Here is a 15,536-nt window from a genome sequence, read left to right on the forward strand (position 1 = left end):
GGTCTTTCGATTCCTATTCTCTATTTTATAGAATGAATGGGAGTTTTGCCAAAAAATGTTCCATTATTTACAATAATTTATCACTGGACCAAACAAAAAGTCCCCCTCCTGTTCCATGCACATTGAGTGCAACATCCGGAACGCATCATTATAATTGATACTGGTGTTATGGTACAAAAGATTGAGTTCAAAACAGGGAGGTAAGTAGAATGAAGACAATTGTTGTCTCTGATTTTGGCGGCCCATCCGTTTTAAAGGTTGCCGACACGGACACACCCTCAGTTGGAGCAAGGCAAGTGCTCATCCGTGTCGTTGCAACCAGTGTGAATTTTGCCGATATTATGTCGCGGCAGGGCCGGTACCACTCCGGCAGCAAGCCGCCTTTTATTCCCGGTCTGGACGCAGCCGGCGTCATTGAAAAAATCGGACCTGATGTGCGGCACTTAAAACCGGGCCAGCGGGTCATTGCGCTTCTTAAAAACGGCTCCTATTCGGAATATGTGGTTTCCGACGAAAATCTGACTTTCCCGATTCCGGATAACGTTGACTTTGAAACGGCTGCGGCCTGTCCAACCGTCTCCTTCACTTCCTATAAACTGCTTGCCGATGTCGCCCGTCTTGCTCCCGGCGAGACCGTTCTGATCCACGCCGCTGCGGGCGGAATAGGAACGACCGCCGTTCAGTTTGCCAGACTTTTGGGTGCGGCACAGGTGATCGGAACGGTGGGAAATGACAAGAAACGCGGTATCGCTCTGGAAGCGGGCGCGGATCAGGTTATTAACTATCAGACCGAAGATTTTGCTGAAAAAGTCAAAGAATTGACAGACGGAAGAGGTGCCGACATCATTCTTGATTCGATTTCCGGTGATGTCGCAGAAAAAAGCCTTACCTGCCTTGCCATGTACGGAAGGCTTGTCAATTTTGGCAGTGCGGCAGGCGGAACAGGGCATTTTAAGACAACGGATCTGCATTCAAGCTGCCGCGCCGTTCTCGGCTTCAGTCTCGGAACAACAGTCAGGAACCGTCCGGATCTTCTGGCCGATGCTTCGGCCAACATTTTTCGGTTTTTAAAAGAAGGGCGGCTGAAAATGAAGGTCGGGAGACATTATGCCCTGGAAGAGGCGGCAAAAGCACACGAGTGGATGGAAAGCAGGCAAAGTACAGGGAAGATCGTCCTGGATGTAGCAAAATAAAAGGAGATGGCTTAGCGGCCTTCTCCTTTTATTTTTATCCTTATTAATCGTGATCACTTGTCGGATGATGCGGTCATTTTTCCTGTCGGCACGCTCTTGTTTCTCGTAAACAGGATCATGACAACAACCAGATAGATAAGCCATGTCGCGCCCTGCAGATAGGTCGGGTGATCGGAGTAGCCTACTAGGGCGTTGAGCACTGCGCCGATCGCATCATGCTGATTCAGAACTCCGCTCAAGTTATAGATGTAGCCGGTTACCGGCAGTATGCCGATCTCTGTTAGCGCGGCGACGGCACTGCCAAGCAACCCGGCTGCGATGACGATCAGCAGGCCGCCCATTATTTGAAAGAAGTGAGACAGATTCATTCGGTAAGTCCCGCTGTAGATACCGTAACCGATCAGAACAGCGAGGACGAGTCCTATTGCCGTACCCGATACGACGGGCACCGGATTCGCAGACTGGTTGTTAAGGATGGCAAGAACAAACATCACAAACTCGGCGCCCTCGCGGATGACGGTGATAAACGTCAGAAAGACGAGCTGAAACACACTTCCGGCTTGCAGTGCATTATTGATTTTATCTTTGATACCGGCGTTCATCGACGAACCGTTCTTCTTCATCCAGAAGGTCATGTAGGTCAGAATCGTTACAGCCAGGAAAAAAATGGTCGCTTCAAGATAGGCCTGATACGCCCATTCACCGGGACCGTTAAAGTGATAAATGACCGCTGCAAAACCGACGGATACGAGTGCTGCTAAAAAAATACCGGCCCAAATGTACGGGTTTTTCTTTTTTTCGCCGATTTTATTTAAATAGGCAAAAATGATACCGGCAATGAGCGCTATTTCAAGACCTTCCCTGAGAGCGACAAGAAAAGCGGCGTACATGAATATCATCCCTTCATATTCGAAATTGATAATCATTATCAATTGTTTTCATGAACATCTTATCATGTGAGCCCGGTTTGCACAAGAAAAAAATGAAATAAATTCCCTTCTTCCGAGTCAAGCATTTCTTTTGTGCCTATCGCAATGTTCACTGAAAAATGCAGCATCCATTCATCTATTTGAAATTACCTTCATTCCTAAGCTTCCGAACACGAGGCCGTCCTTGGAACTCCACATAACAAAAAGAAACCGCACTCCTGCAGCAGAGTTCCGCGGCTTCTATTGGTGTCTGCGTTTAGATTATCAAAATTTTCCTGCAAAGTCAGCACAAGACGCTTTATAGAGTAAGATTTTAGTGAACGGAAATTCCATGCTTATTTATTTTGAAGACTTTGGATAATTACCCTTTTTCGCCTTCAGCGTGGCATCCCACAATACTTTGTTCAGCGTATCTTCATTCGCGTGATCTTCCGCCGAGAAATCCATTTTTGCGGAAATTTTTGCATCAGGGGCATTGGCGCCGTTCTTTTGGTCAATCGGATATTGCGGATCGGCGGCTGTGTAAGGCGCAAAGTTAGGGTTCGATGTAAATGAACGGTTCATCGGGATGCTGGCGGCGTCAAACTGCGACATTGGTTTCATGCCGAGAATCAGTTCCATTGTATGGATCATCGAGGCCGTATCGTAGAACACGCTGTCCACTTTTCCGGTTTGCGTATACGGGCTGATAACGAGTCCTTCCGTTCGATGAGCGTCGACATGATCCCAACCGTTTTGAGCATCGTCCTCTATGACAAAAATGGCCGTGTCTTTCCAGTACTTGGAGCGGCTGACCGTATCGACGAGCTTGCCGACCGCGTAGTCGTTCTGTGCGACCATCGCCTGTGGTGTCAGTTGTCCCGGTCTTGTTCCCGCCGTATGGTCATTCGGCAGGCGGACGATCTGCAGCTGCGGTAAATTATCATTCTTGACAAAGTCATTAAATTCTTTTTCCCATTCCGCCTCACGCGTCAGATCGGAGATGCTCAGGTTCCATCCCGGATAGTTCGGATCCAGGCTGCTGCCGATGCTTGGGTCGGCAGCAACCCACTTCTGACTTGCAGCGTCATAATTGGCGTATTCACCGTAATCACGATAGCTGACACCGGCACGCTGCGCATTATTCCATAGAAACCCGGATTTAGGATAGGCTGCCGGATTATTGCCTTCAAAATCGTAGCCCCTGTTTCTGCCGGAATAATTGGCAAGCCAGTTCTTTTCTGTATAGTCGTTGGCTATCGCCGCCATCGACCAGCTATGGCCCTGGGCGCTGATTTCGGCATCGGTGTACAGATTGTCCAGCGTCACAAACTGCTTGGCCAGCTTATGCAAGTTCGGTGTGGTCTGGGCGCCAAAGCCTGTCAGACTCGGATCGCCGTTGCCTCTGCCGAGGTCGCCGAACACCTGATCATACGTCCTGTTTTCTTTGATAATATAGATGACATGCTTTATTGGCGACTTTTCCGCCGTGTTTCGCGGAATAACGACTTTTTGGCCGTTTCCAGCACTGCTTTGTTTTATGGTATTGTTTTCCTGCACCTGCAGCGTGTAGTGTTTCAGTTCATCAGTTGACGGTTCGCTGACTATCGACAGGGTTCCTGCCATCATGTTGCCGATGTACTGGCCCTGCGTGTTAGGTCCTGCCCCAAGTCCTTTCGCGTTGGTCATCATTAACTTGCCGCCGATAGCAAAGACGCCGGTCGGGTACCAGGCGGTTGGAATCAGGCCTTTGACCTGGGCATTTTCCTTTGACAGATCCACTACGGCAACATCATTATTGCCCGCATTGGCGACATAAAGCGACCTGCCGTCAGCACTCACCGCGAGCGCATCCGGCATGCTGCCGGTCGGCGCATTTCTGTAAGGCTTCAGAGAAACTGTTTGTTTGACCTGGCTTGTTTTACCGTCCAGAACCGCAATCGTGTCATCATCTGAATTAGAAACGTAAATATCCCCGGTCTTTGCATTTTCAGCGACCGCGTTCGGATGAAGCCCTGTCGGGATTGTTTTCCGAACTTCCAGCGTATCCGGGTCCAGAACGGAAACACTGCTTTCTCCCCAGTTTGTCACATATAGCGAATGACCATCCTTTGACAATAATGCCGTATATGGGTTATTTCCGACAGCCGTCGTTTTGATCACTTTCTTTTGGTTCAGATCGATTTTGGAAACTGAATTATCCAGGTTGTTTGCGACGTAAAGTGCCGTGCCGTCCGGCGAAACGGACAGGCCTGCCGGATAAACATTCGTATTCGACGAATTTTTCACGCTGATACGGTCTTTTTCAGTCAGCTGGCCATTTGAAAAATCATAGACGCGGATCGTATTGTTTCCTCCTGCCGATGCATAAAGCTGCCTGCCGTCCGGACTGAAAGCAATTCCGAGATAAAGTGAATCGGGTGAGTTGTAAGGAAGAGTCTGCAAAACTTTATTCGATTGAACATCGACAACCTGCAGCGATTGCTGGCCTTGTCCATCGTTGCTGACGACGAGATAGCGCCCATCAGGACTCAAAACGCCTCCTATAGGGAAATCACCCAGTGTCACTTGCTTTCCGGCCGGTGTCAGCGACCAGTCATAAGATGTTACCCCGTTGACCGGCCCTTGTGGCCCGGCAACCCGGTTGAACACATAATTTGAGGCATAGGCGGTTCCTGAAACAAACGCCAGAGACGCAACGACAGATACAACCACTCTCTTCACTTTCACTTTCTCAGCTCCTTTTAATAGATTTATTACTTACTCTGTTAATTATAGAAAGCGTTTTTAAAGGAACTTTTGGTGAAAAGTTAAGAATAGATAAATAATTTCGAGCATTAACTATTGAACCTTTTGTCCTATTTTCATTCCGTTTCTATTCTGTTAATTAATTTGGCCGGATCGATGATTAATAGTATATGATTATCCCACTTGATCATCCAGGTCGACAAAAGGCGTCCCAAGTTTTCGATAAGGAATCTAGACTCAAGATCATCCTCCCACTGCCGCCGAAATTGAGCGTGCAGTGCCGGTTAAAAGTGCTTTATATAGCTCTGATTATTCGCACTTATTGATTTCAGATCGTTTACTGTTGATTCTTTGGCCGTAACTATTGATTCTCTGCCGATTACTGTTGATTCCCCAACGTTTACTGACGATTTTCAGATCTTTACTGACAATTTCAGACACTTTGCTCCTGTATACACATCGGGAACGAGCCATTTCAGCTTGTTTTTCATCATTTAGCGGAAAAACGGATTCGATTGATCGCTCAATGAAAAAAACTTCCCCTTTTTTTCACCAGTTTGTCCTTTCAGTAGAGATCTGACATGATCCGGCGGTACAATCAGTCAATCGTATAAATGCAAAAAACCCGGAAGAAAAGTCCTGATGACTCTTCTCCCGGGTTAGGCATATCAAAGCCTGTTGTTTTCCTCTGCAGCTCATCCCTTTCTCTTTTTTCGAGACTAAGTTTGCAGTAAATACTTTTTTATTTTTTCGCGGATTTCTTGTGGTTAATCCTTATTCAGTTTGCCCAGTTGAACTTGCTCGCCGGTCGTCGGGTCAAGGAACAGTTTCTGGGCTTTCGGGTCGTGTTTGAAATTAAACATGTTATTCAGCGAGCCCGCCACTGCATCGAACGAATGATCGCCAATTCTTCCAAGCTTCCAATTGTCCTCGATAAAGCGCAGGATCGAAGACTGATCGGTTAATGTGTGGTCAACATAATTCGTCTTCGCATAAGGCGATATCACAAGAAGCGGGAGACGCGGGCCGTAGCCGGCACGGTCGAGGTAGTTTCCAAGACTTGGTGTGCCGCTGTTGCCCGGGCCAAACAAAGCATCGTTGCTCGGGTCATTTGAACCGTTGACAAGCGGGCTCGCCACATGGTCGTACCAGCCGTCTGAATCATCATAGGCAATGACGACCGCCGTATTTTTCCATTGCGGCAATTTTTGCAGCTTGTTGATTGTATTCACGATGAAGTTCTGTTCGTCGAGCGGATCGGAATAACCCGCGTGGCCGTCCTGGGACATTCCCGCCTTCAGGAAGCTGACGGCAGGCAGGTTGCCTTTATCTGCCGCCGCCCAGAAATCGGTCAGATCATATTGGTGATTCGCCTGATCTGTATAACCGATTTTGCTGACAGACGATGGAGCCAGATGACTCGGGTTGGCCGTTGACTGATAATATTGAAAAGGTTCGTGGTGCGGGCTGTAGTCCGTAACCGAAGCGCCCGCGATATTTTGATGCGTTGCAGACGGGTTGCGGAATCCGCCCTGGAACCAGCCCCAAGTAATCCCTTTGCTGTTAAGCAGGTTGCCGACGTTCTTGCCGCTCGCGGAAATGCGCGCGGATGATTTTGAAGCCGAATCATAGTAAGGATCCGGATCGGCAATAACCGTGCCGTTTGCGACCTGGCCGGGAACACCAGGGACGACTTGTCCATTTTGATAGGCCGTAATGCCGTGCGTCTGGCCGGATACAAGATTCAGCGCGCCCGGTGTTGACGGCCCGAAGGTCGTGTTGTATGAATTGTCGCTCATTGAGAAGTTCTGTGCATAGTTCCACAGAGCGGTGACCGTATTGCCGTCATAGTAGTTCATAACGATCGGATTCCCGTTTCCCGCATATTTGACAAATTGATCCATTTTGCCGCCGTCGAATGCTTTCTGTTCTGCAGCGTAACCGTGATTCATGTCGGGAGTCATCGCCTGCGAGCGTGACAGCCGCTGCGGATTGCTGGAATTCGGATTATTGGATAAAAGAGTGCTCGTTAATCCATTAACGCTCGGCGTATTCGGTTTCGCGGTAAATTTCGGTTCGCCGGGCGTGCTGTTTGCTGCGTTCGGGTATGTCCCAAAATAGTGATCAAAAGAGATGTTTTCATTAAACAGTACGACAATGTGCTTGATCGGCGTTGTTGTCTGAGATTTGGATACTTTCACGCTCTCTGTCTGATGATCGGAATCTTTGCCGAAAACATGGTCGGGAACCGCCGCACTGAAAACCGCGCTCACGGCCAGCGCAGCGCCCGCAATGCTTGCTGCCACTCTCTTAGCTCTCAACTTATTCAACTCCCCTTAATTAGATTACCTTTTTGGAATAGATTACTTTTTTAGTATAGACTGTATATCGTTAAGCAGATTTTAAGATTATATAATGATCACGCTAAATATGAGCGTATCCGAATAGTCCAAAAGGTTCAGAAGATTAAAATAGAAAAAGGCATAGAAAAAAAGACTTTCTAAAGTCTTTTCAAAAAGGAGGACAAAAAGGACCAAGGTCAGGCAAAGCGCCACGTCCTATGGCATGCCTGACACTAGCCCGTCCTGGGCGTTGAAGGTTAAGGAAACGAAGCTTTGCGCTACCTGCGCGTACTTTCACAGGATGTGATGACTTCAACGTTGCGTACAGGACGTGCGCGTTCTTAGTTGAAGTTCCTCTGTTAATACGTGAAGAGCAGAAAAGCGAGTTGACGCAGAACTTCCACAGGATGTGGTGACTTCTGCGTTGTGCACAGGACGTGCACGTTATTAGCAGAAGGTCTTATCTTAGCTTTTCCCGGACTTTTTGAACTCCCTCTTTTAAGGTCCGGTCTTTAAATGCAGCTCATTCAATCTTTTTTCTTTCAAAACGGCTTCCTTTTTCTTCCGTATTCTCCATCGGAACCCGGCAGAAAGGATGTGTTTTGAAAAGATAACAGGCCGATCAGTCAAGTCTTTTGCGCTTCATCTCGTCTTTTTCAAAGCTGAACAGAGTCGGGTGGTCTTCAATAATTGTCTGCAGATGAACGGGTCTGCCCCAGAGCTGAACAAGATACTTCAGCACCCCTTCCATGTCCCTGACATCCAGTTCGATGCCCTCATAGCGGTGTTTCAGCAGGAGTTCCCCGTTGCCGTTGTAGTCTCCGTTTTCGACAACGATATACGGAAAGCCGCCGTTAACCCTCATGGACACAAGCTGATCGCGAACATTTTTCCAGTCTTTATCCGTAATTGTGTAATCAGTCCCCTTCTTCTCAAACAGGAAGAGATCCTCCCGATGAACCAGTTCTTTAGTCATGTAGTTACGGATGAATGACTGATCGGACTCCAGTTCGCGAACCTCGAATATCTTTTCAGAACCGGATCCCGCTTCAACGCCAACCGCTTTCATCGCTTCGCTTGGATGATTATATCGTTCCTCAATATCTTCAAACAGCTTCAGTCCCAGGTAGTAGGGATTGATCGTTTGCCGCGAAGGCTGCACCACTTGAGCATTCAGTTTCGCAAACTCAACGGCGTCGTCGGATGTCAGATCGAGTTCGCGCATGATCCGCGCGTGCCAGTATGAGGCCCATCCCTCATTCATAATCTTTGTCTCAAGCTGCGGCCAGAAATAGAGCATCTCCTCTCTGAGCATCGTTAAAATATCGCGCTGCCAGTCTTCAAGAACCCGGCTGTATTCTTCAATAAAGAAAAGAAGATCTTTTTCAGGGCGTTTCGGAAATTTGGCTTTTTCTTCTTCTCCGTTCTTTTCTTCAGTATCGTCCAGATCAAGCATATCCTGGTATTGAGAAAGCGGGCGTTTCCTTTTCTTGGTCGGTTTCCCGGGTTTGTTATCCAGCCAGTCTCCTTTTCTGATAATGCGCGGATCCACGTGTTCCTGAATGGCAAGTACTGCGTCAATGAACTTTTCCACTTTTTTCCGGCCGTATTTTTCTTCGTAGTCATGGATGCGTTCTGCAGTAGCACTCATGCTCTCGACCATGTCCCGGCGGGTATTGACGAAACGGATATTGTTTTTAAAAAAGTCGCAGTGGGCGAGCACATGGGCAACAATCATTTTGTTCTGGATAAGCGTGTTCGTATTGAGCAGGAATGCGTAACACGGATTGGAATTAATCACGAGTTCATAAATTTTGCTGAGACCAAGATCGTACTGCACCTTCATTTTATAAAACTGTTTGCCGAAACTCCAATGGGAAAAACGCGTCGGCATACCATAGGCACCAAATGTATAGATGATTTCCGCGGGGCAGATTTCATAGCGCATCGGGTAAAAGTCGAGGCCGAAGCCTTTCGCAATTTCTGTTATTTCGTCAATGGAACGGTCAAGTGCTTTGAACTCTTCTTTATTCACTGGAGCGCCAGCATCCTTTCCAAGCCAATTTCGCCTCAGGCAAATGCTTCTTTCTTCATCCTATGAACAAACCCCGTCTCAATATACCCGGGTATGGGTTCAAATCAACCGACTTTGGACAGTTGCTGTTTGAACGGTACTAATGCTATCGGTTCTGTTCTTTGTTTGAGTGCACTTCATCCCCGGCAGGTTTCAGTTTCTCGATAATAGCCTCACACAGGCCGTCAAGCGCCGCTTTCTGATGATCCGGAACAGCATCCTGATTTCCGTAGACAAAGCGTTCGTAATGCATCGTCAGCCGCATCATGTTGTTTCCCGAAAACCGGTGATCGACCCTTTCGGCAAACTCTCGGAGCGTCTGTGTTTCGCTCCGTTTCAGCCCTTTCAGGCGCAGCAGCCGGAACAGGTTCTTGTAGGCGCGGTTGAAACTGTTTCTGTCTCTGATTTTAAGCCCCTTCTGCCTCCGTGTATAAATCGCCGCCATCCATTTTTTCCATGTCAGAACGAGCAGAAGAAGTCCGGCCGCGATCACACCGGCGAACATCCATCCGGCAAACCGCCAATCATTCACTGCGCCGTTCTGTTTTTTGAGAGAGTCTGCCGCCTTACCGGCCGTATTGGAGCTCTGGCTTTGCTGCTGCTCACGGATTGGTTTTGGCTGAGTCCCCGTTTTCAGTTGCTGATTAGGCTGCGTTTGTGTTTGCTGTGCCTGAGACGGCGCGCTGCTTTGCGTGCTTCCCCCCTGGCTGGCGGCGGGTAAAGGCTGCGCCTTACCGGGGGAAGTACCAATGAATTTATCCGGTCCGCTGAAAGATGGTGTCGGTTCAAAGGCTACCCAGCCGCTGCCGGGAAAATAGACTTCCACCCAGGAGTGGGCGTTTGCATTGGTAATCTCATAATCAAATCTGGTTACTTTCTTTCCACCGGCCGTTTCCGTTGTCTGTCCGACATACGTGCCTGAATTAAAGCCTTTGACCCAGCGCGCCGGAACACCGACTGATCGCAGAAGAACAACCATCGCCGTTGAAAAATTATCACAGTAGCCGATTTTTGAATTAAATAAGAACTGATCCACATAATCCTGATTTCCTGTCGGCCGCGGTACCCGATCCGTTGAATAGCTGAATGTCGGGGACTTCAAATAATTGACCACCGCCATAGCCTTATCGTACCGATTGTTCTCGGAACCCGTGATCCGGCGGGCAAGCGATCGTACGCGGCCGGGCAGCGAGTCCGGAAGCTGCAGGTCCGCCTCCCTAACTGACACCGGATCTCCTCCGTTTTGTACCTGTCTGAGCCTGTCAATCTGGAACGTCGGCTGCAGATAACTGATACGCTCCGTTTTCACTTTTTTCCCGTCACTGGTCAAAATCTGGCCTGTCGCCTGATCCAGCTTCAGCATCTTGCCCTGTGCCTGTATGACGGTCAGCTGACCCGAATACGGGAGTATCGAAGGGCTCTCATTCGTAAATGTGAGCGTTGCGGTCTCTTCCGAAGTATTTGTGTTCCCCTCATATGGATTAAGCACTGAAAAACGGCTGTAAGGGCTGGAAAGCGGTGCATAGGAATCATTGCTGCTTTTCCATCCTTTTCCGGTATAAATGTCTTTAGCAGCTACCTTCCAATAATCATTGTTTCCGCTGGAACTGACTGTGAAAAGGGTCGTTGTATCCATTCCTAGCGAACCGCCAAGATTGAAATCATCTTCATCATAGCCGATACGCTGGCCTGCCGAAAAAAAAGCTCCTGTCCTGCTTAAACCGGGAACACTGATTTTCTGAAGATAGGATGCGGGGTTCGGCCACCGGGCAGCAAGCTTGGGGCCGGCAAGTCCCGCGGCAAGTGCAAGAACGGAAATCACGCCGATGGTGAGGAACCAGGTGGAATATGGCTTTTCACCTTCGAATTTCATGCCGCTTTCCTGCACCCTCATCAATTTCTGAACACCTAGAATTATCAGTCCGGAAACCGTGACAATCACAATCGCACGGCGGGCATCATAGAACGTGAACGTGTTCAGCACCGAAAGCAATGCGAGCGCAAGAAAAAAAAATAAAAAAAAGTGTCCGGCCTTAATCCAGTGCTGCAAGGCCAGGCTGATCAGCCACAGCAGAACAAAAAAGATAAGGGTGCTGAAAAGGTCGGACAAATTCACCAGGTTGCCCTGCAGCAGCATTCTGAAGTTTTGATAAATGCTTTGTCCCACCTGCATGATCCATTTTACGTTGAACAGTGCCTGATTCTGAAAAAAGAAATAATGCAGACTGTACAGAACCATCAGTCCGCCTCCTGCACCTTGCGCCCAGCGCGGGAGACGCAAATAGGAAAGCATCATGGTCACGGCAATAAAGGCCATAATGACGGGCTCCGACTGTAAAATCGTCAGTTCGGTAACCGGCCGGGCACATTCCCAAAGAATGACGGAGCCCAGGAGGTAAAGCACGGCGGTAAGAGACCTTTTTGCGATCGTCTGCATTTTATCCACCTGCCTTGAAGAGTCTGTCAAATTGTTCATTGATTAATAGATAGAGTGAAAAATAAGGGGACTTGCAGGGCTTTAGGCTGTCTTCCGCGCCATAATCGGTAACAAAGAACAGGGTCTGCCGCTGTCTTGCCGAACGTGCAAACTCGCTTACAGGCTGTGCCAGTGCAGGATCGGTCGTGACCACGAAGCCGGCTTTTCTACTGTCGCCGGAGAGCCGCAAATCGTCGGCTTTCAAGGCCTCGGCCTCTGATAACTCTGCCAGCTTTTCATTGGCGCCGGCCGTTGCACGAACAACACTCCCTCGCAGAAGAAGCGGTTTTTCAGTGCCGCTCCAGGTTAGAAGAACGGTGAAGCCCGCCTCGAGCAACGTTCGGACCAGAGAAGCTGTAAAGGCAACACCACGTTCAAAAAGGGCGTCTGTATCCTTTCTGCGCGCCACGAAAACGACGGAGGCATGCCTTTCTCTTTCCGGTTCAAACTGTTTAGCCACAAGTTGGTTTGTCCGCGCCGTTGATTTCCAGTCAAGCCACGACAGGCGGTCGGTCGGCTGATAAGGCCGAATACCTGCGAACCGCGAGAGATCTCTCTGCCGGCCGTCAGGCGTGATTCTGCCGGGACCCGCTCCGGGTATTTCAAGCGGCTGCACTTTTGGGAAGACGAGCCATGTTGCCTCGCACTTCAATCTGACCGTTCTGTGAAAGAAGCCGAAGGGATCGCCGGTTTTAAGCTGAATCTCCCTGACCGTGTATTTTCCGCGTGCCATGTCCGCAACAGAATAGGAAAAAACGGCATGGCGCCGCATCCAGAACAGCATGCCCGTTTTTCCCTCGCGTATCGGTCCGCCGGACAAAGGAGCAAACTCCTCCTGAATGGTAACGAGAAAAAAGGGGGCCGGCCACTTTCTTTTCAGCACGATTCGAACATGCATCGTGTCGCCGGCAGACAATTCTTTTTCCTGAATCGTTCTTTCCGCTTCTATTAATCGAAAAGGATAGATAACCAGAAAGATCATGTAGAGAACAAAAGGCAGGAATGCATAGAAAATAAACCAGCCCGTAAAGCCGCCCTGAAACATTGCAAAAGCGAACATACAGGCAAAAACGGCGAGCATGACCACGCTCTGACAGAACGCACTTTTTCTGAACTTGAGGAAATACTGAAGACTGTGCTTCATTTAACCGGTTCCTCGTGCATCACAGGAACTTTGATTTTACCGATGATTTCATGAACAATCGTGAGTGCGGTCATGTGTTCATAGGTAGCTTCCTGTTTCAGTACCATCCGATGTCCGATAACGAACGGAGCAACGGCCTTGACATCATCCGGAACAGCGAAATCGCGCTGTTCCACGAAAGCGTGTGCCTGGACGGCTTTCAGCAGGCCCAGCGTCCCTCTTGGACTGACACCGAGATAAATCATCGGATGTTCGCGCGTCGCTGCAACGATGTCGAGAATATAGTTTTTGATGCTGTCCGAAACAAAAACCGAATCCGTATGGCGGCGCAGCCGCAGAATATCGGAAACCTCCAGAATCGAATGGAGTTCTTTCAGAGGATCGCGACCGGCCGCACGATTTAAAATCGCCAGCTCATTCTCTCTGCTTGGATAGCCTATGGAAAGCTTGATCAGGAAACGGTCCAGCTGAGCTTCGGGCAGGGCATAGGTCCCTTCATACTCGATCGGATTCTGAGTGGCCATGACGAAAAAAAGGTCGGGAAGTTCCCGGGAAACACCGTCAACGGTCACACTGCCCTCCGCCATTCCTTCAAGGAGAGCGGATTGTGTCTTCGGAGACGTCCGGTTGATTTCATCGGCCAGAATAATATTGCCCATCAGCGGGCCGGGCCTGAATTCAAATTGCAAGGTTTTTTGGTTATATATAGATAATCCCGTGATATCTGAAGGCAGAAGATCAGGAGTAAACTGAATCCGCTTGAATTCCGCCCCGATCGTTCTGGCGATTGCACGGACAAGGAGTGTTTTGCCCACACCTGGAATGTCCTCAATCAGAACATGTCCCCCGGCAAGCAATGCAACCGTGATCAGTTTAATGGTTTTCCTCTTGCCGACCACTACGGTTTCAACGTTATCGATCATATCCGCGATTAACTGATGCTCAGCGCCATGGTTCATATCATTTCCCCGCTTTGTTATATGTTCTGATTATTTCAATCATTTTAATTCTATTGTACAGACTTCCCGACTGCATTTCCATCCGGCGGCTTCTCTTGGATGCCGGCATGAAAGACGTTCAGGTGCTAATGAATATGTTTTGTTAAATTATTCTGAAACGCGTTTTGTGCGCTGGATTCAAAAACCGCTTCGACGGGACTATTGCTTAACACGGCCAATTGAAAAAAGCCGCCATTCTTTTTTCCTAAAAGTAAAGGAGAAATCACGCCATATCTTTTCGCGTGCTTTCCCCTTTTTCAGTCCTGCTCAATTAAATCGGCGGCTTGCCTTTTTTTACAAACTGTTTTTTAACTGTTCCAGTGAAACGGATAATGTCTCGGTTCCCGTCCCCAGTTTTCCTGTGATGCCGACCAGTTCATCCATATTTTTATCGATTTCCGCGGAAAGCCTGCTGTTTCGGTCAACCGATGAAATGATGTCCCGGAATTTATCAGCAGTCTGCTTCGATTCTTCCATTCCTTTTTCTATAATTCCGGTTGTTTCATTCAGGGAACCGACAACGTGGGAGGTGACGTTTACAGACTTGTCTATGAGATCCGAGATTTGCGCCATGGCGTTATTGGTTTCTTCAGCCAGCTTCCTGATTTCCTGTGAGACAACAGCGAATCCCTTGCCGTACTCTCCCGCCCTGGCCGCCTCGATTGCCGAATTCAGGGCAAGTATGTTCGTCTGTTCTGAAATCTCTCTGACGAGAATGGTAACGCGGCCGATTTCCTGCGACGACTCTTCCAGTCTTCCGACCATTCTGCCCATTTCTACAATGGATTGGTTGGCCGCCGTAACCTGAGAGAAGAGTCGTTCAAGCTGAGTCTGTCCCTCGGAAGCCTGCGCTTTAGCAGTCTGTGTCTCCCGGTTGCTTTTTGCTGAGGACGCCCTGACAGATTGAAAATGTTCAGACAGAGCGCTTACCGTCTCCCTAGTCTGATCTGCCAGAGCTGTCAGACTGTCACCGACATGCACGATCGCCGATCTGAGATCTTCCCGGCCCCCTTCATATTCTCTCTTCAGGTTCTGTGAATATTCCAGATCATAGGCTTCCAGAACAATCTGCTGCTCAAAACTGATGATCTTATGAATCGCCCTGATGATCCGCTCTGTGGCAGAAAAATCGCCGACCGATTGAAAAACAACCCGGCACAAGCTGTTCTGCAGATTCTGAAAAGTTCCCATATAGTAAGACGGACTCAGAGCAATGATATAATGCATTTTCCCGACCCTGAACCGTCTTTCAAGAAAGGCTTCATCAATGACTCCGGAAAACAGTTCCATAACGTGTGCTGCCAGCGTCCGGCTTAATTTTTCGACGGAGCTGTGTTTGTCGATAATCTGCCTCAGCGGCTCAATTTTATAGAAACTGTTGTAGAAGTCTTTCGAAATTATATCGATCTCCTTCTGCACAAAAGGCCGCAAAAGTTTCAGCAGTTGCAGATCGCCGTCTGTCAGATCAAGCATTCTCAACTTCTCGAGCACTTTGCTGTCTTTGACCGTGACAGAGACTTTTTCGGACTTCGCCTTTTCCAGCCAGTCATAAACCGCCTCTTCACTTTTTTTAAAAAACACCCGGTTCCCCCCGCTTCTCTTCACTCTTTAGAGCCGTGATCGACATCTAATCCATTCAGGATACGCTTCACT

General features: G+C 48.7%; 9 protein-coding genes. 1 reads left to right on the plus strand and 8 read right to left on the minus strand.

The features are described 5' to 3' along the window. The first annotated feature begins 209 nt into the window (after positions 1-209). Positions 210-1,193: a quinone oxidoreductase family protein gene (locus IEX81_RS01935; RefSeq protein ID WP_188801328.1), complete on the plus strand. Its 984-nt coding sequence runs from the start codon at positions 210-212 to the stop codon at positions 1,191-1,193. Positions 1,194-1,246: 53 nt separating this feature from the next. Here IEX81_RS01935 and IEX81_RS01940 read toward each other — a convergent pair whose 3' ends face one another. The 8 genes from IEX81_RS01940 to IEX81_RS01975 all read right to left on the minus strand — a co-directional run bounded on the left by IEX81_RS01940 (position 1,247) and on the right by IEX81_RS01975 (position 15,464). Then, on the minus strand, positions 1,247-2,083 hold the full coding sequence (locus IEX81_RS01940; RefSeq protein ID WP_188801330.1) for an FTR1 family iron permease: 837 nt from the start codon (positions 2,081-2,083) through the stop codon (positions 1,247-1,249). Between the two features lie 378 nt (positions 2,084-2,461). Continuing rightward, positions 2,462-4,831 (minus strand): bifunctional YncE family protein/alkaline phosphatase family protein, encoded by a 2,370-nt coding sequence (locus IEX81_RS01945; RefSeq protein WP_188801331.1) that lies wholly within the window; start codon positions 4,829-4,831, stop codon positions 2,462-2,464. 785 nt (positions 4,832-5,616) lie between these two features. After that, on the minus strand, positions 5,617-7,170 hold the full coding sequence (locus IEX81_RS01950; RefSeq protein WP_188801334.1) for a phospholipase C: 1,554 nt from the start codon (positions 7,168-7,170) through the stop codon (positions 5,617-5,619). A 643-nt stretch (positions 7,171-7,813) separates the two neighbouring features. After that, positions 7,814-9,226, minus strand: a complete 1,413-nt coding sequence (locus IEX81_RS01955) for a SpoVR family protein (RefSeq protein ID WP_188801337.1) — start codon at positions 9,224-9,226, stop codon at positions 7,814-7,816. A gap of 145 nt (positions 9,227-9,371) precedes the next feature. Next, on the minus strand, positions 9,372-11,702 hold the full coding sequence (locus tag IEX81_RS01960; protein WP_188801338.1) for a DUF4129 domain-containing transglutaminase family protein: 2,331 nt from the start codon (positions 11,700-11,702) through the stop codon (positions 9,372-9,374). Between the two features lies 1 nt (position 11,703). Beyond that, a complete protein-coding gene (locus IEX81_RS01965) occupies positions 11,704-12,885 on the minus strand; it encodes a DUF58 domain-containing protein (protein WP_188801340.1) in 1,182 nt (393 codons plus the stop codon). Continuing rightward, entirely contained in the window at positions 12,882-13,844 is a 963-nt protein-coding gene (locus tag IEX81_RS01970) for an AAA family ATPase (protein WP_188801342.1), read from the minus strand. The genes IEX81_RS01965 and IEX81_RS01970 overlap by 4 nt, the downstream gene beginning before the upstream one ends. 333 nt (positions 13,845-14,177) lie before the next feature. Then, positions 14,178-15,464, minus strand: coding sequence for a globin-coupled sensor protein (locus IEX81_RS01975; protein ID WP_229727427.1), 1,287 nt, complete (start codon positions 15,462-15,464; stop codon positions 14,178-14,180). Between the last annotated feature and the right edge of the window lie 72 nt (positions 15,465-15,536).

Origin of the sequence: Sporolactobacillus putidus (assembly GCF_014647035.1) — a bacterium.
Taxonomy (GTDB): domain Bacteria; phylum Bacillota; class Bacilli; order Bacillales; family Sporolactobacillaceae; genus Sporolactobacillus; species Sporolactobacillus putidus.